Source organism: Bartonella rochalimae ATCC BAA-1498, assembly GCF_000706645.1.
GTDB lineage: Bacteria > Pseudomonadota > Alphaproteobacteria > Rhizobiales > Rhizobiaceae > Bartonella > Bartonella rochalimae.
Window position 1 is genome coordinate 321,760 of record NZ_KL407338.1, and the last position, 24,604, is coordinate 346,363.

Genomic DNA, 24,604 nt, shown 5'->3' on the forward strand with positions numbered 1-24,604 from the left:
GAGATAGTAAGAGTTTTGATGTGTAGATATCATGATGCATGCGAATATTCAATGAAATGCGAAGTAAGCTTTATCATGAGAGTTCGTAAAGTGCATGATATATTCTACTACAATATTAAAAAGCATTAATTAAGAATTCAGTAGTTTGAAATTTTACTAATTTATTATCACTTTGATTTATAGTGTATAAATGATTTTACATAATCTAAAATTTTAGATACTGACAATTTTAAAGATTTTGCATAATCTACTTTATATAAAAACAGATCTTGTAATTTGTCAGAAATGATAACTTCCTATAATTATAATTTAGATTTAATCAGTTTTCTGTATTTTGTATCGGTGTTATCTATAGAAAATTCCTTGGTATAATAAAGTACTGCTACATTGAGATTAAAGATAGAAAAATGCATAGTAGGAAACTTAGCTATTATTAATCGTTTCCATATTGATTCACTATCATGAATGTGAGCTATAATTCAGTTTGAATAAAAGAAGAATTATTTTTGTAAATCAATTTTTTATAATTTTTTGAAAAATTGTTTGAATGACATGATTAAATTTTTCAAGGATACCAATTTTATAGTCTTTTAGTAGCATAAAAAAGGTAAGCAAGCTTATTCCTATTGGAATGACATAAAGTAGTGGAATATAAGAAGGGTTATTTTCTGTTTTCCGTGCAAAAAAGTATCCTAACCAATAAATCAATAAGGAAAAAGTAATTGTAGAAAAAGTCGCAGAGATGCGCGCTTGTCGATATGAGTGTGCATCTCCTGCTATGGCTATTGCAATTAATGCAAAAACAATAGGATAGAGACATTCTGTGAAACGACGATGCAACTCAGCTCTATATTGAAGCGGTTTTCGTTGATAATGAGGATCACTTGGATTGGGGTTGAATAAATAAGAAAGAGGCCGATCTTTAGGATAAATATTAGGTGTTTTCTTATTGGGAATAAATTCGCTTAGACTAAAAGTATGGGAGCTAAATTTGATAATTGAAACATTATCATTTTTATAATCAATTCTTTCTATTTCGCCATCATTAAGGATTAAAAATTTACCTTTTTTATTGTTAACAATAGCTCCTTTTGTTGCATAATAAAAAAGTCCAAGCTGAGGATCGCGCTGATCAGCAATGAAAAGACGGCCAATGGTTCCGTTTGCATTTCGTTCACCAATTTCTATGTAAAGATTTTTAGTTAATTCTTGGAAACTACCTTCACGAATGAAAAGACTAATAAGATCGGAATGAGAACTTGCTAATATTTGTCGCATATTAAGACGCGCGTGAGGGGCAATAAAATTAGTAATGGAAAAGGAAGTAAATGAAGCCAGAATTGCTAAAAGAAGAATTGGCTTCCAAACAATATTTTTGGATATGCCTGAGGCGCTGATAACAGCTAATTCTGAATCTTGATTCATTGTCAAAAGGATGGTTGTAATTGCAACAACTAATGCGAATGGCATGATAAGAGAAGTAACAGAAGGAATTAATAGAGATGAAAAATATAAAATTGTTAAGAATGTTTGCCCATTTGTTGTAAGAAAATTGACTCGTGCAAGAATTTGTACTGTCCAACTGATGCCAACTGCTCCAAGCAGCACAGCACTAAAAAGAATAAAAATGCGTTTTAATATATATAATTCAAAAATCCGCATAGAATAAATATTATCCTCAATTTTCACTTCAAAAGTGATATTCTATAATGCGTTAAGTTTAAACATATAGTCAAAATTTAAAGACTGTTTTTTTGTGCATCTTTCCTATGAGCAATAGAAAATGATTATAGTCATACAGGCAGTTTATTTATTATTTTGAATAATAAGTTTCCAGTCTCTCTGATTTTTAATTAACAAGATGTTTTATGTATGCATTACGTAACGAGACTAGTATATGAATAAAATCTGTTTGAGAAAGGATGCAAGATGTTTTGTCTGCAATATCTAAATACAACGAAATTATAATATTAGGAATTAGTAAAATATAATGGTGATGTTAGCTTGTTATTCTATAAACAGAGCACTGTTCTAAGGGCTTTTTATATTTGTGGATGTTTTAAAGAAATGGGATTAGGGGTAAATAAAAATTCCTTTTTAAAAGTTATATAAATTAGCTGCATGATACGTAAAAGAAAAAATTCTATTAAAAAATGCAAAAAGAAAAGCTATGATTGCAGCTGTAATAATTCTATTTTCTGACTTGTACGAGAATAATATGATTTTATAAATATTAATATATGACATTATTTTTCAGAATATAATCATTAGAATAAAACGAGATTTTAATTCTAACTTACTTTATCGTATCAAAATACTGAAGCTCTAATAGCACTTTATAATGAAAAATATTGAGGATTAAAATGGTTGATATTCTTTTCTATCATTTAACAAAGTCAACTTTAAAAGAGACTTTGCCTGTGTTAGTAGAGCGTGCATTGAAGCGTTTTGGTAGAATAACAATACAATGTATGAATAAAGAACAATGCAATTTTATAGATACTTGTTTATGGGTTTATGCCGATGAATCATTTATTGGGCATGGGACAGAATATGATAAGTATCCAGATTTGCAGCCTGTGTTTCTTACTACAGGACAAGAAAATCCGAATGATTCAAAAGTACGCTTTCTTATAGACGGAGCGGTTTGTTCAGATGTTGATATTTATCAACGACTTGTGATTATGTTTGATGGTCATAATGATACGCAATTGAATCTTATTCGTGAGCAGTGGAAAGACTATAAAACAAAAAATTATAATTTAACTTATTGGCAGCAAACTGAAGATTATCGTTGGGAGCAGAAGGTTTGAGGTATAGGATATCTTTATTTTGATTTTTTTAGTATTGAACTCTCATAAATCAGAGCTCTTGGTTACAAAATAATCAGATTGAATTTTTCTTATGATTTTTTTAGGAGCGCTAAAATATAGCCTTAGATTAAAATATTCAAATGGAATGATAATGATATTTGACAGAATTTTACTTATTCTATGGGCTGTAATATTAGCTTTTTTTTGTGTTTCATGGTTGGGAACAACAAATATTCTATCACAGATATTTTCTGTCTCTTATATTAGTATTATTATCGATATCTTATTCTTTTTCCTTTGTTTATTATTTGCTGGAATATTGTGGTGGATTACACCTAAACCGATGTCTTTAAAAATGAAATTAGCGGCATTTTTGCCGCTAATATTAGTTTTATTATTCATTATTATTGTATGTTAGCGTGATATCTCTTCATCTTTAAAACCAATAAAGCAAACGAGTGAGATAAAAGAAGATACGAAGAGATAATAACTAATATAAGAAACACTAAAATGTTGTACTAGATATTCTGCAATATAAGGTGCAACAGCTGCGCCTAAAATACCAGCTAAATTAAAGGTTATAGAAACACCGCTATACCGAACTTCTGTTGGATATGCTGATGAAAGAACTGCGCCGATCTGACTATATGTCATTCCCATGAGAGATAAACCAATAACAGACATTGCACAAATACCTAAAATTCCATTATCGAAAAAGTAAGGAATTGCAAAGGAATAGATACCGGTAGCTATTGTAACCCAAATCATCAAATTTCTGCGGTTAACATGATTAGCAATTTTTCCTGTAAGAACAGTAAAAATACCAAAAAAAACAGCGCCGATCATTTCTACTTGAAGTGCTTGATTAAATGATAATTGCAGATGGTTTGTTGAATAACTTAGCAAATAAGTCGTAACCAAGTAAAATAATACAAGAATTGTCATGCTACAAAATGTACCAAGAAACAAAATTCGTGGGTGTTTGAAGAATACATCTAGAACAGGTATTTTAGAGGTTTTTTCGTGGTCGATATTTTTGAATTCAATTGTTTCATTGATCGACATACGAAGCCATAATCCTAAAATAATGAAGACAATTGAGCCAACAAAAGGAATACGCCATCCCCATGAGAAAAGTTGCTCTTCATCAAGTGTATGCCATAGTGCTAAGTAAGCTATAATAGATATGCATAAGCCAATTGGAGCCCCTAATTGCGGAAACATTGCATACCAACTACGTTTTTCTGGGGGAGCATTTTCTGTCGCAAGCAGCACAGCTCCTCCCCATTCTCCTCCTAATCCGATTCCTTGTCCAAAACGACATATTGTTAAAAGGAAAGGAGCGATCCATCCAGCTGTTTCATAAGTAGGCAAAATACCAATAATAATTGTTGAAATACCCATTGTAAGAAGAGAGGCAATCAGCGTTATTTTCCGTCCAATTTTATCACCAAAATGACCAAAAATAATTGATCCTATAGGGCGTGATATGAAGGCGACACCAAAAATAAGGAAGGATTGCAAAATAGCGAGCTGCTCATTTTGGGATGGAAAAAATAATCGAGGAAATATGAGAGCTGCAGCAGTTGAAAAAACATAAAAGTCAAAGTATTCTATTGTTGTGCCGATAAAACTCGCGAACAAAATTCGACTGGGTGAAGATTCTCGGTTAGTGTTGCATTTTTCTATACTTATAGACATGGATAGAAAGTTCCTTTTTGTGTGAAATTGAATTACAAAACATCTATAATTATAAAAAATTCATATCAGTGTCGAGTCATTATCACTACCGATTTTAATTATTGCTGTGGATGTTTAAAATATATAAATGAAAATGAAGGACTATATATCCGCATCAATAGAGTTGTCTTTGTCTGTAATAATTACATTTAATCTTTTAAAAGAGTGAGTGATCAGTGTAATCAAACGTCGCTTATAAGTAAAATTGACTTGATTATGTTTTTAATTTTGATTAAAAAATCAAAATGTATAAAATTTAGTATGAATTGTAATCACTAGTCTTAAAGTATTTTAAAAAATTTGAGAATTCATGTTTAATTATTTAGTACTAGTCAAAAATTTTTTTGATGATTTACTTCGAACGTATGCAGTATTAGAAGTATAATCAAGATGTTTTTTATGTTCTAGGTGCGATGTGAAGAGAGTTAATAGTAATTTTAAAAAGAAAGAAGAAAAATTTACCTAACAAGGATTCATTAATGTTCAAGAGCAAAAAAAAGATAATTTCAAATTATAAGACGGATTATGCTACGCCTCGGTGCCTAATACAAAAGCGTCGTGAAGTAGTAAATTCAGTGATTAGTGCGCATATGATTGAGGGATATACTTTTAACTCTAAAACTTTAGGTATTTTAGAAGAATATGTGAACGGGGATTATTCACTACAGCAGCTTAATAGTCAGTTGGATAATTCTATGAAAAAACTCATTAAAGTAAAGGCACAAAAGGAACATTCAAGCTATTCTGAAAAAAAGCTGATAAATAAATATGGAATTCTGGTAAATAAATGTGGAATAACAGATACAGTTGCTCTTCGTGACAAAATTGCACACGATGTCGCAAAAGCAATTGTTAATTTGTCTTATGAAAAGGTACCAGAACAATTTGACACTTCTTATCTAAAACGTCTTCATAAGAGCTTATTCGGGAATATTTTTGATTGGGCTGGAAAGACTCGTGACGAGCTTAAATTTTCTGATAGTAGAATAAATGCTAAGTTGTCATTAATGGGAGAATTGAGCTCTATAAATAATGATGAAATTCAAGATAGTGAGGAAATTCAGGAAAGTTTGCAAAAAATTGATAACATTCTTTTTGAGAAGAATAATCTAAGAGGTTTATCATCTGAAGAATTTGCTCATAATGTAGCAAGAATGTTTTCTTTTCTTAATTATGTATGTCCTTTTGTAGGGGGGAATGAATGTACGCAAAAGGTGTTTTTTGAACAACTTGCTAACGCTGTTGGTTATAAACTCGATTTTTCGGTTGTAACAGAAGAGCGCATGAAATTTGTTAGCCATGCTTCGGAAACATTAGAAGGTGATATATACGCTTTAACTCCTATGGAGCATTTGTTTGAAGATATTTCTGATCCAAACAAAGTGTGTATGCTAAAAGAGTTTGTTAGCAATAACAAGTATAAAGGTGTAGAAAAACAGATTATTGTAGTTGCTCGTAAAGATGTGGTTTATAACGGTATTTATAGAGGCCGTAGTTCAAATTCGGTTCTAGTCGAAATACCAGATTGCTGTGTCGTGTGCCACAAAGATTGTTTTATGCCAGAAGAATTACAAGCCTTAAAATTAGGTGATACAGTTGCTTTTAAAGCTGTAATACCTAAGGTTTTTGAAGATGTTCTCATTCCAAAAAGAGTATGTGTTCCTTTGACAAGAGAAGAAATTGCTGAGAAAGTTAAAAAAGATTTCTCTGTTCAAAGAAGCTGGAAAGATGTTGAGTATTATTTAAAACTTGTTTATAATAATCCGGCAATCTTTAAAAAAGATATCGAATTAATTGATAAATTTTCATGTTTTGATAAAGCGCTTGCAAGACAGTTTGCAAAACAGCTTGCAGAAAAGTTTATGGAATCTCCTCAATCTATTTCTCGCCTTGCAGGTTTAGAGGTGTTAGGTATCAGGAATTTAAAGCGAAAAGAAGCTAAAGCGTCTTGTGCTGCACTTAGTGATGCAATTGTTCGGTATGCAGATATTGTAATATCGGCTAGAGATCGAATTTTAGAACAACAAGAAATACAAATTGGTATTTCAAGTAGATCTGTAAAAATGCCCAGTAAGGAAATGCAAGATATTTTAAATTTGCCAGAAGACACGCGAAAAGAAATGCTTGAGGTTTCTCTTTCATTACGTCAGGAATGTTTTGATTTTATGCATGGAATCATGAGTCGTCTTTCATTGAATGAGTATAAAGCACTTGATGATAATAATTATGCAGAGCTTGCTGAAAGTTTGGGGGTATCAGAGAGTAAAGCAAAGCAAATTATAACAATCGTTCAACCGATTGAAAAATTGTATTTGGATCTTAAAAAAACTCTCTCCGTTAGTCTTTCGGAAAATACAGCTATAGTGCAAGCCAATTAAATTGTAAGAAGTTGTTGCATCTTCATTTTTATGTGTGGAGAGTATTAAAAAACAGAGGATCTGTTTTTTAAAAAGTTTCAATTCATTTTAGCCTAAAGCAGAAGAATTTTTTGCGAATGAGTGCAGTGAATAGGTGGATGGGTACACGTCTATTTTACTGATTGAAATAGTTAATTATATAAAAATTTAGCAGTTGTCATAAATTTTACAGACCATATATTAACAGGATGTAATTTAGTTCTAGTTAGCATATTCTGTATTGATTTACAGTGAGTTTATTCATGTATTGTATTGTCGCATATTGATTTATTTGTATCGGATCGATTTTACTTAATAATACTCGTAAAAGTCTTCTTTTAAAGTTATCTACATTAATTATATTGCACTATGAATGCAGCATAGCGTGTTTTTATATACAATATGTTTTTTACTTAATGACAAGAATGAATAATTTGATGTTTTGATGTTTAAAAAACATCAAATTTATATTGTTTAACTCTGGAAAATGTTTCCTAAAAAGATAAAGCAATAAAAATATATGCTTGTTGAAAGATGCTTTTTATAGAGTGTTAATGGGATCGTTTTGTATTTTACAATACAAGCTATTAAAGGTTTGTACACTTTAACATTTTTGGTAAATTTTGATGGGTTATGGTTGAAATGTACTTTTGCAGAGCTATTTACTTCTCAGTAGTTTGTTCAAGACGGAATAGTAAGGATGTAGTTATGCAATACAAATGGAAGTTAGGTTATTGGGTGTTTATAATCAGTAGCTCTTTTGTGGGAGTTGCAAATGCAGATAAGAATGAAATGCAAAGATTGGATGGCAGTTATAGGGGGAGTGTTGTTTATGATCAGTATGATAATGAGAAAGAAAAAAAAACTGAGATCATTAGAAAACGTGACATCACTATTATTGAAGATGGAGCAATTTTAAAAAATTTCGTAATAGAGAATAATAATGAAATCTATGTTGGAAATGTTGGCCAGCAAGATAATCCAGGTAAGTCAATCAATAACATAATTAGAAATTCTGGAAAGCTTTATGTTTATGGAGGTGGTTTGAGTGAAGGTACTAAAATTGAAAGTGGTGGTGTTGAAACTGTTGTAACTTTCAAGGGTAAACAAGGTTTTTCAAGAAATGCTGTTATTTACACAAATGGACAACAACAGGTTAAGTATGGGGGAAAAACAGAGGGAACGAAAATTTATGGTGGTAAACAGTTTGTTTATGGGAAAGGTGATGTTGGAGGAAAAATAACAGAGAGTTTTGCTGACGGTACTATTATTCATGGTCAAGGTGATATACTAGGAGAACAGAATGTATATGAAGGTGGTGTGGTGTGGAATACAAAAGTGATGGAAGGAGGCATACAAAATCTTTATGCAAAAAGTAATCAAGAAGAGGGGGGGACTGCAGTAAATACTGAAATTTTTAGGAATGGAAGACAACGCGTTTCTGCAGAAGGTACAGCTATTACTGTTACTTTAAATGATAATGCTGTTCAAGAAATATATAAGGATGGTTATGTATATGGTCTAACTGTTAATGATCGTGCGAGTTCATGGGCATATGCGGGTGCAACATTAGAAGGAGATACGACAATTAATGATTTTGGAAAGTTTCTTCTTTATGCTGGAGATAAAGAGCATCGCTCTACAATAGAAAACTTTATTTTAAAAGGAAAAGAGACAGAATTATTTGTTATTAGTGCACGTGATGAAGATAGCGCTTTGATTAAGAAATTAAGTGGTCAGGGAACTGTTAGTTTTATTCCTGATCAAGCTCAACCCCGTTATTCTCATCTTTATATTGAGAAGCTTTCTGGTGAATTAGGAAGTTTACATTTTAGATTTAATACCACTATTGCAGAGGATCGCGGTGATTATCTTTTTATTGAAAGTGGTGATGGTCATCACATGATAAGCGTAGCTGATTCAGGTGCTGAAATTACCAATCCTCTTTCACAGCACCGTGATTTGGTTACTGATAAAAGTGCAGGCTCTCATTTTACTTTAGTGGATCTTTCTGGTGTAAAGATTAATGCTGTTGACGGTGGCACTTATATGTATGCCTTAAAGCAAAGACAAGATGATGCTAGCAAGATTTGGTATTTAGCAGCAGATCATTTTGATAAGCCAACTCCTCCAGATCCGGCTCCAGATCCGGCTCCAGATCCGGCTCCAGATCCAAATCCAGATTTAGATCTGTTGCCAACACCAACTCCATCTACGACACCATCGACAGATGCAGTGTTATCTTTGGCAGTAGCTCCTGAACTTGTTTTTAATAATGAGTTGCAAAGTTTGCGTGTTGGAAGAGGTATTTTAGGCAGGAACAAGAAGAATACGGCTTTCTGGACGTATGGGATCAAGGGTCGCGATCGTTTGGCTACAGGTCATACGCATTTTAGACTTGATCAGACAGGTATCATATTAGGTGTTGATTGGCTGCAAGAACTGATGAAAGGGGATTTTTACATTGGTGGTTTTGGAAGTTATGATCAAGCGCGTATTACCCATGCACGAGGCGGTGTCAGTAATATGGACACTTATAGTGCCGGGGCTTATGCGACTTATTTTGATAATCAAGGGTGGTATTTAGATAGCGTTTTAAAATATAATTATTACACAAATAATTTAAAGGCTATTTCGACAAATGGTTTGGGTGTTCAAGGTGATTATAACCAATGGGCAATAGGGACTTCATTTGAAGCAGGGTATTATTTTAATGTAGCACCAGATACCTGGATACAGCCTTATACTCAACTAACAGGAGTCCGTGTTTCGGGTAAGGAAGTAAAGCTTTCTAATCAGATGGTTGGTAATGTGAATAGTTCTACTTCATTGCGCAGTGAAGCTGGATTATCTGTTGGTCATAAGTTTAATTTGAATGATGACGCTCACTTAATGACTTATATAACAACGGCTTGGTTACGTGAATATATAGATAGGAATCATACGACAATTAATAATCAGCATAAATTTATCACTGATTTATCGAGAGATGCAGGAAAATTAGGAATTGGTTTGCATAGCCTTATTGGTGATAACTTATCGCTTTATGCTGAAACTCAGTATCTCAAAGGGCATAAGGTAGAACAGTCCCTTCAAGGTATTGTAGGGTTACGCTATAGTTTTTAAGAGCTCGCTCTGTTTTGTTTTCTGATCATTTTGGAATTGTATTTTTTACAAGCCAGATATTAATGATCAGAAAACTCTTTTTGAGAAGATACAGATATTGAGATATTTTTGTATTCTAATATGCAAGATCAGTTTTGTTTATATGCAAGATCAGTTTTGTTTATTAAATTCATTTTGATTGTTTTGTGAAATACATAATTTGCATATATTTTTCTTTCTATTGTTCTGATAATCCAACATTATTTATGATCATTGCGCTTTGTGAGATATTATTATGTTGTAATATAAAACACATTATGATATCTATAAAACACATTATGATATAATAGAATGAGCTATTTGATAGTCGGGAGACGTTAATCTAGCTTTCAGTGATGGAGTGTAGATCATGCAATATTATAAATTAAGTTTTTCAGTATTAATGGTCAGTACTTTTTTCATACAAAGTGTAAGCGCGCGGGAGAAAATGCAGGAGATGTCTGATGAATCTTTGGACTTAAGTGAAGTAATAAAAGCTTTTTCCTCTATTCTTACACAGGGAAAGGTATTGAAAAACTCTTCAATTGTTACTCAGGGTATCAGTATGAATACCAAAATTGAAGAGGGCGGTGTTGAGGTTGTTGAAAATAATGGAACCTCAATGAATGCCATTGTTGGTAAAGGTGGAAAACAGGTCATTACGCGTGGAGCCACTGCAATGAACACTCAAGTTAAGGGTGGTTTGCAGTTTGTTTTTGAAGAAAGCAATAGACTTTTGGGTATAGTGAGTAAGCGAAGTAGTGCATATGAATCTTCGGTTTCTGGTATAAATGGAAGTGTCGGGCAACAAAATCTATATGATGGTGGGGAAGCATGGAATACAAAAATCATGGGAGGTGGCATACAATATCTTTATAAAGGAAAGACAGGAAAAGGTGGTTACGCATCAGGTATTGAAGTTTCTTCGAATGGTAGACAATTTGTTTTAGCGGGAGGTGAAGCTTCAGGAGTTACCTTGAAGGATCAAGCTCTTCAAGTCGTATATTCTGGTGGGACAGTGAAGAATTTAACGATTCAAGATCAAGCGCAATCATGGGTATATGTTGGTACAAGTTTGACAGGGGCAACAAAAATTAATGGTCAAGGGCGTCTTTATCTTTATGCTGGTGATGATAGAGGTCATATTACAAAAGAAGATATTACTATCGAAGGGCGAAGTCCTGAAAGATTGTTTTCTATTGGTATGCAGAATGGCAGTCGTAGTTCTGAGGTTATGATTGAAGATTTAGGTGGGAATGGTGGAACAGTAGGTTTTTCCTCTGTTGAATATGATAAACGTCATTCTAAACTTAATGTTAGGAAACTTTCAGGGAATTTACATTTCAATTTTAATATTAGTGATGTTGGGGAGGGAAGTGATTATATATTAATTGAAAATAGCTCAGGTAGCCATACAATAAGTGTTGCTGATTCTGGTCGTGAAATTGCAGATTCTTTTTCGCAAAAGCATGCTCGTGTTGCTGAGATTAATTTAGTTACCGATAAAAGTCAAAATGGGGGAGCGAGTTTCACTTTAGCAAATAAGGCCGGTAAAACAATTAATGCAGTTGATGGCGGAACTTATATGTATACTTTGCAACAGAGGAGCAAAGGTGGAAATTGGAAGGTTTGGGCTTTGTCTGCAGATACTGGCCAACCTCGTCATATAAATGCTCCTTCTAAACGTTTAATTCAAAAACCAAATTTAGATTTATCATCTACTTCTAATGGTAAGGCGGATAATGGTAAATCAAAAAGTCACAAAAATTCTCCTAAATCTTCAGAGCCTCGATCTCGTCCTCCTCGGTCAGCCATTTTATATAAGAACGATCAAAGCGCTGAACCAAAAAGTCGAAAACGTGTCTTACAGTCTCATGATAGTGGTGTGGATGGTTATCCAGTGCATCCAGTTCCAGTGCTGAGTGGTTCTCCAGTCTTGAATTCAGAGCAATCACAAATTCCTGATTTTGAAGTGATTCCATATACATCGGGACAACAGATTGATGTTAATGTGGATGGTTATCCAGTGCTGAGTGGTTCTCCAGTCTTGAATTCAGAGCAATCACAAATTCCTGATTTTGAAGTGATTCTATATACATCGGGACAACAGATTGATGTTAATAAAGAGATTCCAGCTTACTCAGGTCATTTGCCTCTAGAAGAAGATATTAATTTAGAAGATCTAGAAGATTTAGAAGATTTAGAAGATCTAGGAGAACAAGAGTCCACACAATTGATTAATCAAATGATTAATCAAGATAATGAAGAACAGTTGCCAATAGAGGAAGAGTTGCCAATATTAGATCCGATATCTACATTTGCTCTGTCTACGACACCATCGACAGATGTGTTATTATCTTTGGCGGTAGCTCCCGAGCTTATTTTTAACAATGAGTTACAAAGTTTGCGTGCTGGAAGGGGTTTGATAGGAAGAAATAAAAAAAACACTTCTTTATGGACATATGGGATCAAGAGTAAAGAACATCTTTCTACAGGTCATACGAATTTTAAGTTAGATCAAACTGGTATAATGCTAGGAATTGATTGGTTAAGCGATCTAATGAATGGGCAGCTTTATATTGGTGGTTTTGGCAGTTATGACCAATCAGATATTGTTCATGCTCGGGGTGGTATTAGTCGTGTAAATACTTATAGCGTTGGGGCTTATGTGACTTATTTTGGTGATCGTGATTGGTATTTAGATAGCGTTTTAAAATATAATCATTATCAAAATAATCTTCACGCCATATCAACGAACGGTATAAATATCAAAGGTGATTATAATCAGAAGGCGATAGGTGCTTCATTTGAAGCGGGACGCTATGTGAAGTTAGTGGAAGATACTTGGGTTCAACCTTATGGTCAGTTAATTTGGTTGCAGGTTGGGGATAAGGAAGTAAAACTTTCTAATGAAATGACAGGTGATATTAGTCCATACACTTCGTTGCGTAGCGAAATTGGGATGTCTATAGGGCATGAATTGAGTTCAGGTACATCCACTCAAATGATGACTTATATAAAGACTGCTTGGTTACGTGAATATATAGATAATAATCACACAATAATTAATAAACAGCATAAATTTAAGACTGATTTATCTGGTAATTCTGGCAAACTTGGTATTGGTTTGAATAGTTTTATTAATGAGAATTTGAATTTTTATGTTGAAGCTCATTATCTCAGGGGGAAGAAGACAAAGCAATCACTTCAAGGTGTTTTAGGATTGCGTTACAGTTTTTAAAAAAATAGTCTCAGTCTCGATTTTTGGTATGTTTTATGGTGATTGAGGCTACTGAATTCGCCAACTTTTAAGAGTAGAGTTTGAATAATGCGCTATAAATTAATTTCTGCGATGCTAGTCATAGATATTTCTCTTGTACAAGCTGTTTCATCTAATTCTAATATCGATACAAAAGTGAAAGCACCTGTACCGGTATTGCTATCTACATCTTCAAATGATTTAAAAACTTTTCCTTATGGTCAAGGTTATATAAGAGGAGAACAGAATGTATCTGGAAGCGAGGTGGTATGGAATGCGAAAGTGATGGAAGGAGGCATACAAAATCTTTATGCAAAAAGTAATCAAGAAGAGGGGGGGACTGCAGTAAATACTGAAATTTTTAGGAATGGAAGACAGCGCGTTTCTGCAGAAGGTACAGCTATTACTGTTACTTTAAATGATAATGCTGTTCAAGAAATATATAAGGATGGTTATGTATATGGTCTAACTGTTAATGATCGTGCGAGTTCATGGGCATATGCGGGTGCAACATTAGAAGGAGATACGACAATTAATGATTTTGGAAAGTTTCTTCTTTATGCTGGAGATAAAGAGCATCGCTCTACAATAGAAAACTTTATTTTAAAAGGAAAAGAGACAGAATTATTTGTTATTAGTGCACGTGATGAAGATAGCGCTTTGATTAAGAAATTAAGTGGTCAGGGAACTGTTAGTTTTATTCCTGATCAAGCTCAACCCCGTTATTCTCATCTTTATATTGAGAAGCTTTCTGGTGAATTAGGAAGTTTACATTTTAGATTTAATACCACTATTGCAGAGGATCGCGGTGATTATCTTTTTATTGAAAGTGGTGATGGTCATCACATGATAAGCGTAGCTGATTCAGGTGCTGAAATTACCAATCCTCTTTCACAGCACCGTGATTTGGTTACTGATAAAAGTGCAGGCTCTCATTTTACTTTAGTGGATCTTTCTGGTGTAAAGATTAATGCTGTTGACGGTGGCACTTATATGTATGCCTTAAAGCAAAGACAAGATGATGCTAGCAAGATTTGGTATTTAGCAGCAGATCATTTTGATAAGCCAACTCCTCCAGATCCGGCTCCAGATCCGGCTCCAGATCCGGCTCCAGATCCAAATCCAGATTTAGATCTGTTGCCAACACCAACTCCATCTACGACACCATCGACAGATGCAGTGTTATCTTTGGCAGTAGCTCCTGAACTTGTTTTTAATAATGAGTTGCAAAGTTTGCGTGTTGGAAGAGGTATTTTAGGCAGGAACAAGAAGAATACGGCTTTCTGGACGTATGGGATCAAGGGTCGCGATCGTTTGGCTACAGGTCATACGCATTTTAGACTTGATCAGACAGGTATCATATTAGGTGTTGATTGGCTGCAAGAACTGATGAAAGGGGATTTTTACATTGGTGGTTTTGGAAGTTATGATCAAGCGCGTATTACCCATGCACGAGGCGGTGTCAGTAATATGGACACTTATAGTGCCGGGGCTTATGCGACTTATTTTGATAATCAAGGGTGGTATTTAGATAGCGTTTTAAAATATAATTATTACACAAATAATTTAAAGGCTATTTCGACAAATGGTTTGGGTGTTCAAGGTGATTATAACCAATGGGCAATAGGGACTTCATTTGAAGCAGGGTATTATTTTAATGTAGCACCAGATACCTGGATACAGCCTTATACTCAACTAACAGGAGTCCGTGTTTCGGGTAAGGAAGTAAAGCTTTCTAATCAGATGGTTGGTAATGTGAATAGTTCTACTTCATTGCGCAGTGAAGCTGGATTATCTGTTGGTCATAAGTTTAATTTGAATGATGACGCTCACTTAATGACTTATATAACAACGGCTTGGTTACGTGAATATATAGATAGGAATCATACGACAATTAATAATCAGCATAAATTTATCACTGATTTATCGAGAGATGCAGGAAAATTAGGAATTGGTTTGCATAGCCTTATTGGTGATAACTTATCGCTTTATGCTGAAACTCAGTATCTCAAAGGGCATAAGGTAGAACAGTCCCTTCAAGGTATTGTAGGGTTACGCTATAGTTTTTAAGAGCTCGCTCTGTTTTGTTGATTATAGCCTCTATTGTGTGAGAAGTTTTAAAGATCTTTTCTATGAAGAGCTATTATTCCGTCAAGCAAGAAAGCTAATGGTAGGAGAGCTATGTTTTTGTATGATTTTTTGTTTCATATTGATTAGATAAGGCAAACCAGAGTGCTTCAGATTCTTCTAGTTTTTTTACTGCTTTAGCACGTTCTTTTGCTTTTTCAGAGAACTGATGATGCGAAGAAGCAGGAATTAATTCTTCATCGAGTTGTTTAATTTGTTTTTGAAGAGAATTTATCACTGCTTCAGTTTCAGCGATTTGTTTGCGTAGTGGTGCAAGAAGAGAGCGTTTTTGCGCATTGATTTTTCTTTGTTCATTTTTAGAAAGAAAATGTTCTTTTTTAGGAGAAGTGTTTGTTTCTTTTTTGGGGGAGAGGCCAAGAACTTCTATGCGGTAAGTGTTGATATCACCTTTATAAGGTAGAACAGTTTTATTTTTTACAAGCCAAAATTGATCCATTGTTGCTTCAATAAGGTAACGATCATGAGAAATGAGGATAACTGCTCCATTAAAATTATTGAGTGCATGGATTAGTTCTTCACGACTATCAATATCAAGATGATTGGTAGGTTCATCGAGGATAAGAAGATGGGGACTTTTGAAAACGATAAGTCCCATAAGTAAGCGTACTTTTTCACCTCCTGAAAGCTCTTTAACTTTTACCATCATTTTTTCTGTTAATAGTCCCATCTGTGCTAATGTAGAGCGTATTTTGGTTTCTGACTGTTCTGGCATTAGATAGCGCATATGTTCTATTGCATTTTGCTCTGGTATAAGATCATCTAATTGATGTTGTGTAAAAAAGGCAATTTTTAGATGGGGGGCGAGTGTTATTGTTCCTTGTTCTGGTTGAAGACGGCCTGCGAGTAATTTGGCAAGAGTTGATTTACCGTTTCCATTTGAACCTAAAAGAGCGATACGGTCATCATTATCAATTCTCAAATTTAGTTCTTTAAGAATAGGTTTCCCTTTTTCATAACCAATATTTATATTTGATAATGCAATAATAGGGGAGGCTACAGGTCTATCAGCTATCGGAAAAGTGAAAGATTGACTATATCTTGTTTCCCAAGGTGTGATTAGTTTAAGTTTTTCTAGTGCTTTAAGACGTGATTGTGCTTGTCGCGATTTACTTGCTTTTGCACGAAAACGGTTAATAAAATCCTCCATATGTTTTTTTTGTGCTTCTTGTTTTGCCTGTTCTTTTTGTTGTAATCTAATAGTTTCCGCTTTTTGTTGTTTAAATTGATCATAATTACCACGCCAGAAGGTAAGCTTATTATTTTCAAGATGCATGATAGAGTTAACAGTCTTATTTAAGAAGTCGCGATCATGGCTAATGAGAATAGTTGTATGAGGATATTGGTGTATATATTCGATGAGCCATAAAGTCCCTTCAATATCAAGATAGTTTGTTGGCTCATCGAGGAGTAAAAGATCAGGTTCAGTAAAAAGTACAGCTGCCAATGCAATGCGCATGCGCCATCCACCAGAAAAAGAGGATAGAGGTTTTTGTTGTGTATGAGGATCAAATCCTAGACCAGAAAGAATTTTACTAGCGCGTGCTTTTGCCGAATGAGCGTTAATATCACTTAAACGTGTATAAATGTTAGCAATGTGTATTGGGTCAGTTGCTGTTTTTGATTCACGGAGGAGATTAATAAGTTCTTTGTCTGCATCTAAAACAGTTTCGAGCAAGGATTGCTCGGTTATTGGTGCTTCCTGGGAAACTAAACCAATGCGCGCTTTTTGTGGTATGAGAACTTCACCATTCTCAGGAGAAATATCACCTATAATAATACGAAAAAGAGTTGATTTACCAGTTCCATTATTCCCAACAAATCCAGTTTTTGAGCCAGAAGGGATTGCAATATTAGCGCGATCAATCAAAAGGTATCCAGCCATTCGGATTGTGATATCATTCAAGACCAACATAGTGAAAAGTTTCCTTTACATGATTTTCTAATAAGCTCATTTATTCAATTTTTGAAGGAAAAATGATGATATGGTTATTAGGATAAATTACTACTAATATTTTTATTATATGAAGGTTACGATCTCAAAAAGAATTATATAATTGAAAATTAATACAGATTTTCTTACCGTTACTTGGTAGAAAGTTCTTTACTTGTTATAGAGAAGTGAAGATAGTTTTTAAATGAAAGAAAGGTAGATAACCAAATGGCTGTAGAACGCACTTTATCGATGATTAAACCAGATGCAACGCGCCGTAATTTGACGGGGGCAATTACAAAAATGCTTGAAGATGGCGGATTGCATATTATCGCATCTAAGCGCGTGTGGATGAGTCGACAGCAAGCAGAGGGATTTTATGCAATCCATAAAGGGCGTCCATTTTTTGAAGAGTTGGTAACATTTATGTCTTCTGGTCCAACTGTTGTGCAGGTTTTAGAAGGAGAAAATGCAATCATTAAAAATCGTGAAATTATGGGAGCCACAAATCCTATTGATGCACAGGAAGGAACAATTCGTAAAGTGCATGCTTTATCGATTGGTGAAAATTCTGTTCATGGTTCAGATAGTGCTGAGTCTGCGAAAATGGAGATAGCTTATTGGTTTTCTGACATTGAAATTGTTGGTTAACAAAAGACTATTTAGCAAATGAAAAGTCCCGAAATATATTGAGGGACTTTTCGAGTAAAATTATTACTTTCAAAAGAACATGTTGGTATGGCTATGTCTAAAAAGGTATTTTTCTAGTCTATTAGATTTTAATTATATATTTGCATTATTTTCCAAATGTTCTCTGTATCAGCTTAAGCAATAGTAAATGTCTTATTATTTAGGATAATGAGCCTTTATTCATGTATTGTAATCTCGCCGTTTATTTTTTTTATGTGATAACATGTTTCAAACCGGCGCAGAAATAATCCCATCCTGTCCATAATGTAAGCAGAGCTGCAATCCATAGCATAGTAATGCCGAATTCTGTTGTGTAAGGAATTATTTTATTACCAGCCGGACCTGCTAAGAGTAATATAATAGCTATCATTTGTACAAAAGTTTTCCATTTTGCAAAACGAGAGACGGGAACACTCACTTTTAACTCAGCTAAATATTCACGTAGTCCAGAGACAAGAATTTCTCGGCAAAGAATAATAATCGCTGCCCAAAGTGACCAGCCGGCGATAGTACTTTCTGCAGCAAGTAAGAGTAGGCAGGCAGAGACGAGAAGTTTATCTGCAATTGGATCCAACATGCGGCCAATATTAGAGGTTTGTTGCCAAATACGAGCAAGATAGCCATCCAAAAAGTCAGTAATAGATGCAATAATAAAAATAGAAACAGCAATCCAACGAGCAATATCACTTGATTGTAGGCGACCTTCTAAGAAAAAGCACGCTACAACCAATGGTACAGCAATGATTCGTGCATAAGTTAGAATATTAGGAAAAGAAAAAGTATGATTTTTCATAGAGCAATTTTCAGTTTTTAGAGTATAAAATATTGTATAAAAGTAACAAGGCAAAGCTTATGAAACAAGCCTTATTTTTTATTAAAATAATTATGAATTTTGTACGCAATTTCTTTAGAAATGCCTGTAACTTTTGTTAAGTCTTCAATAGATGCTCTGGAAACTGCTTTAGAGCTTCCGAAATAGTTAAGCAAAGCACGCTTTCTCGTAGGGCCTATGTTTTCAATTTCATCAAGTGGATTTTTGAATGTTTCTTTTTTTCGTTTTGCTTTATGAGTTCCAATTGCGAAACGGTGTGCTTCATCGCGTAGGCGTTGTAGAAAATAAAGAATAGGATCATGTGGGGGAAGTGTAAAAGGTTGCTTTCCTTTCATAAAAAAACGTTCTAGACCAGCTTTCCGGTCAGGACCTTTAGCTATGCCAATTACTGTGATAAAATCATCTAAACCTAATTCAGATAATACTGTATTAGTAATATTTATTTGTTCTTGCCCTCCATCAATTAAGATAAGATCAGGCCATAGAGGATAAGAATCTTCATAGCCAATATTTTTATTTTTGTTAGGTAAACCATATGTTTTAAGAAGGCGTAAAAATCTTCTTTCAATTACTTCTTTCATCATACCAAGATCATTACCAGGTTTGATATCGGTCGAGCAAATATTGAATTTACGATATTGATTTTTGACAAAACCTGTTTGGTCAACAACAATCATTACGCCAACTGCATTAGTTCCCATAAGATGTGAGTTATCATAGACTTCTATACGGCGTGGAGTATGGGATAGTTGAAATGTTTTAACGATATTACAAAGGAATTTTTTATGTGCTGATGTTTCAGAAAGCTTGCGTTGGAGTGCTTCATAGGCATTTGTGTAAGCATGATTCACGAGAGCTTTGCGTTCTCCTTGTTTTGGTAAAGATAGAGATATTTTGTGGTTTGCTTTCAGGCTTAATGCTTCAGTGAGGAGTATTTCTTCGTCAATTGTATTAGATAAAAGAATAAGCTTTGGAATTGGCTTATTATCATAAAACTGTATAAGAAAACTTGCTAGAATTTCGGAGCTGGAAAAAGAGGGATCTGCTTTTGGAAAATAGGAACGATTTCCCCAATTTTGCCCCATACGGAAAAAAAATACTTGAATACAAGTCATTCCTTCTTGTTGTGCAATTGCAAAAACATCTGCTTCTTTTACAGTTTGAGGATTAATACTTTGATGGCTTTGTATGTGAGAAAGAGCTGATAAGCGGTCACGATAGGTTATAGCACGCTCAAAATCAAGATTTTCTGCAGCTTTATGCATAGCTTGAACCATATCATTTTTAACTGATTGACTTTTTCCTGAAAGAAAAGCTTTTGCTTTTTTGACAAGTTGTAAATAATCACTACTGCTAATTTCATGTGTACAAGGAGCTGAGCAGCGTTTAATTTGATAAAGCAAACAAGGCCGTGTACAGTTTTCAAGAACTGAATCAGTGCAGGTTCGTAATAAAAAGGCGCGTTGTAGAACATTGATTGTTTGCGTAACCGCTTCCGAAGAAGCAAAAGGACCAAAATAATGAGCTTTTCGTGTTCGGGCACCATGGTGTTTATATAGTGCAGGTGCTCGGTGATCGTCCGTGATAATGATATAAGGTAAAGTTTTGTCATCACGCAGTAAAACATTAAAACGTGGTTGTAATCTTTTAATTAAATTAGCTTCTAAAAGGAGTGCTTCTGTTTCTGTATGGGTAACGACAAATTCCATATGATTTGTTTCACGAATCATACGTGTAATACGGTCATTGTGTCCATGTTCACGGGTATAATGTGAAACACGTTTTTTGAGGTTTCGTGCTTTGCCAATATAGAGAATATCACCATTTTCATTGAGCATCCGATAAACCCCTGGTTTATGAGGGAGATTTTTGACAAAATATTGGATGAGTGCAACACCTTTAAATTGATTATTCTCATTTTTTTTATGAGCATCATGCCATATAATATCAAGATGAAAAAGGGAATTTTTCTTCATTTTTTGTATAGCGGAGTATATGCTTTTCTAAGCTCATTAATTTACCTGAAACTATTTTATATTTGTGAGATATGAAATGATTGTTTCTAGTCAAGCGCTTTGTTTATGAATTGCTGTTTTTTCTATTTATGGTATCGGAATTGATAATTTTTAGTGTGTATTTTTATTAAAAATACTAAAGAATAGGTGAGTTCTATGAAAGCCATTTTTGTATAATATGTGCATGCTCATCTCTTCCAAGATGATTGATAAGGAAAGGAGCGATTTTTTTTATTTCGTCTTCAAGAAGATAAGGAGGATTAATAAGAATCATGCCACTACCATTCATTTTAGGTGGGGATACGCTTTTCCCAATACGCATCTCGAGCTGTAAAATTTTTGGAATTTCTGTTTTATGAAGTGCATGAAGAAAAAGTTCAATTTCTTTATTATATTTAACAGGGTACCATAAAGCATATACTCCTCCAGAAAAACGTCGATATGCTTTCACTATTCCTTCAATGAAGCGAGAAAATTCTCCTGGTTGTTCAAAACAGGGATCAATGAAAATAAGTCCACGCTTTTCTTTTGGTGGTAGATGGGAATTTAAAGAAAGCCAACCATTTAAGTGCAGAATTTTTGTTTGGTAATCACCAGAAAAGTGGCTGGCTAAAATTTGGTAATCTTCACGGTGTAATTCAATTGCAGTTAATCGATCTTTTTTACGCAATAGTTGGCGAATAAGAATAGGTGATCCAGGATAGAATGCAATTTCTTTAGTTCCTTTATTGATTGCAAAAATAACATCATACCATGGGGCAAGAAGCTCTTTTAAGTCTTGGGGGATGGGAATCGATAGAAGTCGTCCGATGCCTTCACGCCATTCTCCTGTTTTATGTGCTTCTACAGAAGAAAGATCATAGAGTCCAATACCCGCATGCGTATCTATAACGCGAAAGGCTTTTTCTTTGCGCTTAAGATATTCTATGATACGTGTGACAATAATGTGTTTAAAGACATCAGCAAAATTGCCAGCATGATAAATATGCCGATAATTCATTAGCAAACTTTATCATATATCTGATTGTTTACCAAACTTCTTTTTAACGTAAACAATGACTTTTATACCAGTAAAAGATTTAAGATTTAGAAAAATTTAAATCCTTGAAATCTATGAAGATTATTAAAGTTTTAACAGCATTTAGGATTTTATTGTGAAATTTTTATAATCTTTAATGTAAAAGTAAAATTTTCAGAGTGATAAAAATTTTGAGGACTATTGATATTTTCGAGTAAGTTAAATACGTCCTTCTAATATCAGGATATTTTGTAGAGATAAATGGTAAAGTACTTTTTAGATTTAAGAGTACACTGAATTTAAAGTAAATCAATTGTGAGCAGAAAAGATACTTAAATCTAATGGCAGTATATTTTTATAATTTTATTTATGTTTTTTATTAATAAATTATCTTTATTGGTGGGTGATGAGGGAATTGAACCCACGACCCGCTGATTAAGAGTCAGCTGCTCTACCATCTGAGCTAATCACCCACAATTTTAAAAGAGGTAAAAATGAATAACCCTCTATAATCCTCTAAAAAGAGGATGTCTAGATAGCCTTGTTGTTTTTGATCTATTTCTATGAAATAAAGAGAGCTTATAGTTACGCTATAAGTTAAAAAATATTCTTCTCCTCTTGATATTCTATAAAAATAAACCTATTAATTAAGGTATTCTATAAATAGATGTTCTACTCAATATAGAACGATAATTGGAGGGTTGTCGAGCGTAATGCCCGGGCAAGATTCAGGAGAGCCTTCTTGTAGTAACAAGTGGTGTGGGTTATTGTTATATTTTCTCAACGATCATAAGAGTTTAAGCACTGCTTTGAATATACTTAGCTACTTACTTTCCCATGTAGTTTATTTGTATTCAACATTATTGATGACTTATGCGGATGAAAATTTATGATTTTTTTCATCCGCAACATGTATTTAAGCTTTTTAATTTTCAAGATCTTTTTAAATGGTGAGTTATGATGGAATGGATCACTGATCCCCATGCGTGGTTTGGCTTGGCCACATTAATTTTTCTCGAAATTGTATTAGGCATAGATAATCTTATTTTTATTGCGATTTTAGCAGAAAAATTACCGTTACATTTACGTGATCGTGCGTGTTTTATAGGTCTAACTTTAGCATTATTGATGCGACTTTGTCTTCTCACGGTTATTGGTTGGGTAATGAGTTTTGATAAGGTAATTTTTTCTATTTCGTCCTTTGTATTTAGTTGGCATAACCTAATCTTGATTAGTGGTGGAGCTTTTTTATTAGCAAAAGGAACACTAGAATTACACGAAAGACTAGAAGGTACGATGCATACACAAAAAAAAGGAGTTATTTATGCTGTTTTTTGGCAAGTAGTTATTCAAATTGTTGTGCTTGATGCAGTGTTTTCTCTTGATAGTATTATCACTGCAACGGGTATGATTGCTAAAGACCAAACAATGGTTATGTATATAGCGGTTATTATCGCTATGGGGGTGATGATGTGGGGATCAGGAACTCTTATGCGTTTTATTAATCGTCATCCCACTATTGTGATTTTGTGTCTTGGTTTCTTGATGATGATTGGTTTTACTCTCATTGTTGAGGGCTTTGGTTTTCATATTCCCAAGGGTTATTTGTATGCTGCTATTGGTTTTTCAGTTGTTATTGAAGTTTTTAATCAAATTGGACGTCGTAATCGTGAAAAGATGATTACAACAAATGATCTACGTGAACGGACGGCTGATGCTGTCTTGAGGCTTTTAGGAGGTGGGAAAAAAGGTGGAAATCTTAGTGAAACTGTAGACGTCATTGTTGAACAAGCTGCTACTTCAGAAATTTTTCGGCCAGAAGAAAAAGAAATGATTCGTGGTGTCCTTGATTTAGCAGATCGTCCTGTGCGTTCTATTATGTCTCCACGTAATGAGATTGAATGGTTAGATTTAAATGGTAATGAAAATGAAATGCGTGAAGAGTTGCAACGCGTTAAGCATAGTCGCTTAGTTCTTGCACGTGAAAAAATAGATGAATTTGTTGGTGTTGCTTTAACGAAAGACCTTCTTTTAAATCTAGCTGAAGGTAAAAAGATTAATTGGCAAAAAGCTATGCGTGAGCCACTTGTTGTTCATGAGAATACAGGTGTTTTACGATTAATGGAGAAATTACGCCATTCTCCAATTCAAATTGCGATTATTGTTGATGAGCATGGATCTTTGAAAGGTATTGCGACACCAACAGATATTTTTGAGGCGATTGCAGGTGATTTTCCTGATGATGAGGAATCTGTTGTGGCAGAAAAGCTCGAAGACGGAAGCTTACTTATTGAGGGATATGCTGATATTCGTCGTTTAAGCGGTTACCTTGAGTGTAATCTTGTTGATGAAGCAGATCGTTATACTACGCTTGCAGGGTTTATGCTCTGGCGTTTGGGGCATTTACCAAATGAAGGGGAAAGTTTTGAAGCAGAAGGTTTATGTTTTAAAGTCATTGAAATGGATCGCCGGAATATCGCTAAAGTTCTTATTTCTCCCATTGTTGTGCATGAGAAGGACTAATTATCATGGTAATGAAATCAATGGAGAAGCAAATTTAGTTATAATCAATATTGCAATATAATAGAAAAATCATTTGCATCGATTATATAACCATTA

Annotated in this window: 14 protein-coding genes and 1 tRNA gene; 8 read left to right on the forward strand and 7 right to left on the reverse strand. The window is 34.0% G+C overall.

Going from position 1 to position 24,604, the window contains the following annotated elements; genetic code table 11:
• Nucleotides 1-513: 513 nt before the first annotated feature.
• Nucleotides 514-1,662 carry an LPS export ABC transporter permease LptF gene (gene lptF, locus O99_RS06170; RefSeq protein WP_035007424.1) on the reverse strand — a complete coding sequence of 383 codons (1,149 nt, stop codon included), beginning with the start codon at nt 1,660-1,662 and terminating at the stop codon, nt 514-516.
• 701 nt (nt 1,663-2,363) lie between these two features.
• Here lptF and O99_RS06175 point away from each other — a divergent pair.
• Together O99_RS06175 and O99_RS07160 are read left to right on the forward strand one after the other, a co-directional pair.
• Nucleotides 2,364-2,813, forward strand: coding sequence for a DNA polymerase III subunit chi (locus O99_RS06175; protein ID WP_035007277.1), 450 nt, complete (start codon nt 2,364-2,366; stop codon nt 2,811-2,813).
• Nucleotides 2,814-2,964: 151 nt separating this feature from the next.
• Nucleotides 2,965-3,231 carry a hypothetical protein gene (locus tag O99_RS07160; RefSeq protein WP_035007426.1) on the forward strand — a complete coding sequence of 89 codons (267 nt, stop codon included), beginning with the start codon at nt 2,965-2,967 and terminating at the stop codon, nt 3,229-3,231.
• Here the strand turns inward: O99_RS07160 and O99_RS06185 are convergent.
• The gene (locus tag O99_RS06185; RefSeq protein ID WP_035007279.1) at nt 3,228-4,514 is read right to left on the reverse strand and encodes an MFS transporter; all 1,287 of its coding nucleotides are present in this window, start codon (nt 4,512-4,514) and stop codon (nt 3,228-3,230) included. The two genes, O99_RS07160 and O99_RS06185, sit on opposite strands and share 4 nt — an antisense overlap.
• A 518-nt stretch (nt 4,515-5,032) precedes the next feature.
• Between O99_RS06185 and O99_RS06190 the strand changes: the two genes are divergently transcribed.
• From O99_RS06190 to bafA (O99_RS06205), 4 genes are all read left to right on the forward strand, one after another.
• Complete coding sequence (locus O99_RS06190; protein WP_035007281.1) at nt 5,033-6,931, forward strand: BID domain-containing T4SS effector; 1,899 nt, start codon at nt 5,033-5,035, stop codon at nt 6,929-6,931.
• Between the two features lie 726 nt (nt 6,932-7,657).
• Nucleotides 7,658-10,075 carry a BafA family autotransporter gene (gene bafA / locus O99_RS06195; RefSeq protein WP_035007283.1) on the forward strand — a complete coding sequence of 806 codons (2,418 nt, stop codon included), beginning with the start codon at nt 7,658-7,660 and terminating at the stop codon, nt 10,073-10,075.
• A gap of 475 nt (nt 10,076-10,550) precedes the next feature.
• Nucleotides 10,551-13,334: a BafA family autotransporter gene (gene bafA, locus O99_RS06200; protein WP_167884997.1), complete on the forward strand. Its 2,784-nt coding sequence runs from the start codon at nt 10,551-10,553 to the stop codon at nt 13,332-13,334.
• An 87-nt stretch (nt 13,335-13,421) separates the two neighbouring features.
• Nucleotides 13,422-15,422, forward strand: a complete 2,001-nt coding sequence (gene bafA / locus O99_RS06205) for a BafA family autotransporter (protein WP_084155977.1) — start codon at nt 13,422-13,424, stop codon at nt 15,420-15,422.
• A 109-nt stretch (nt 15,423-15,531) separates the two neighbouring features.
• Here the strand turns inward: bafA (O99_RS06205) and O99_RS06210 are convergent, their stop codons facing one another.
• On the reverse strand, nt 15,532-17,412 hold the full coding sequence (locus tag O99_RS06210; RefSeq protein WP_174377797.1) for an ABC-F family ATP-binding cassette domain-containing protein: 1,881 nt from the start codon (nt 17,410-17,412) through the stop codon (nt 15,532-15,534).
• Nucleotides 17,413-17,658: 246 nt separating this feature from the next.
• Here O99_RS06210 and ndk point away from each other — a divergent pair, with 246 nt between their 5' ends.
• Entirely contained in the window at nt 17,659-18,081 is a 423-nt protein-coding gene (gene ndk / locus O99_RS06215; protein ID WP_035007287.1) for a nucleoside-diphosphate kinase, read from the forward strand.
• A 250-nt stretch (nt 18,082-18,331) separates the two neighbouring features.
• On the opposite strand, the gene pgsA is transcribed toward ndk, so the two are convergent.
• The 4 genes from pgsA to O99_RS06235 all read right to left on the reverse strand — a co-directional run bounded on the left by pgsA (nt 18,332) and on the right by O99_RS06235 (nt 22,458).
• Nucleotides 18,332-18,913: a CDP-diacylglycerol--glycerol-3-phosphate 3-phosphatidyltransferase gene (gene pgsA, locus O99_RS06220; protein ID WP_035007290.1), complete on the reverse strand. Its 582-nt coding sequence runs from the start codon at nt 18,911-18,913 to the stop codon at nt 18,332-18,334.
• Nucleotides 18,914-18,984: 71 nt separating this feature from the next.
• A complete protein-coding gene (uvrC, locus tag O99_RS06225; protein WP_035007292.1) occupies nt 18,985-20,928 on the reverse strand; it encodes an excinuclease ABC subunit UvrC in 1,944 nt (647 codons plus the stop codon).
• Nucleotides 20,929-21,121: 193 nt separating this feature from the next.
• Nucleotides 21,122-21,967, reverse strand: coding sequence for a 23S rRNA (adenine(2030)-N(6))-methyltransferase RlmJ (locus O99_RS06230; RefSeq protein WP_035007294.1), 846 nt, complete (start codon nt 21,965-21,967; stop codon nt 21,122-21,124).
• A gap of 415 nt (nt 21,968-22,382) precedes the next feature.
• A tRNA-Lys gene (locus O99_RS06235) sits at nt 22,383-22,458 on the reverse strand.
• Nucleotides 22,459-22,942: 484 nt separating this feature from the next.
• Between O99_RS06235 and O99_RS06240 the strand changes: the two genes are divergently transcribed.
• Entirely contained in the window at nt 22,943-24,508 is a 1,566-nt protein-coding gene (locus tag O99_RS06240) for a TerC family protein (protein WP_035007296.1), read from the forward strand.
• Nucleotides 24,509-24,604 lie beyond the last annotated feature (96 nt).

Bases quoted from the DNA above. Each gene is read 5' to 3' on its own strand.
- lptF (WP_035007424.1), bottom strand. From the start codon at position 1,662: ATGCGGATTTTTGAATTATATATATTAAAACGCATTTTTATTCTTTTT.
- O99_RS06175 (WP_035007277.1), top strand. From the start codon at position 2,364: ATGGTTGATATTCTTTTCTATCATTTAACAAAGTCAACTTTAAAAGAG.
- O99_RS07160 (WP_035007426.1), top strand. From the start codon at position 2,965: ATGATATTTGACAGAATTTTACTTATTCTATGGGCTGTAATATTAGCT.
- O99_RS06185 (WP_035007279.1), bottom strand. From the start codon at position 4,514: ATGTCTATAAGTATAGAAAAATGCAACACTAACCGAGAATCTTCACCC.
- O99_RS06190 (WP_035007281.1), top strand. From the start codon at position 5,033: ATGTTCAAGAGCAAAAAAAAGATAATTTCAAATTATAAGACGGATTAT.
- bafA (WP_035007283.1), top strand. From the start codon at position 7,658: ATGCAATACAAATGGAAGTTAGGTTATTGGGTGTTTATAATCAGTAGC.
- bafA (WP_167884997.1), top strand. From the start codon at position 10,551: ATGTCTGATGAATCTTTGGACTTAAGTGAAGTAATAAAAGCTTTTTCC.
- bafA (WP_084155977.1), top strand. From the start codon at position 13,422: ATGCGCTATAAATTAATTTCTGCGATGCTAGTCATAGATATTTCTCTT.
- O99_RS06210 (WP_174377797.1), bottom strand. From the start codon at position 17,412: ATGTTGGTCTTGAATGATATCACAATCCGAATGGCTGGATACCTTTTG.
- ndk (WP_035007287.1), top strand. From the start codon at position 17,659: ATGGCTGTAGAACGCACTTTATCGATGATTAAACCAGATGCAACGCGC.
- pgsA (WP_035007290.1), bottom strand. From the start codon at position 18,913: ATGAAAAATCATACTTTTTCTTTTCCTAATATTCTAACTTATGCACGA.
- uvrC (WP_035007292.1), bottom strand. From the start codon at position 20,928: ATGAAGAAAAATTCCCTTTTTCATCTTGATATTATATGGCATGATGCT.
- O99_RS06230 (WP_035007294.1), bottom strand. From the start codon at position 21,967: ATGAATTATCGGCATATTTATCATGCTGGCAATTTTGCTGATGTCTTT.
- O99_RS06240 (WP_035007296.1), top strand. From the start codon at position 22,943: ATGATGGAATGGATCACTGATCCCCATGCGTGGTTTGGCTTGGCCACA.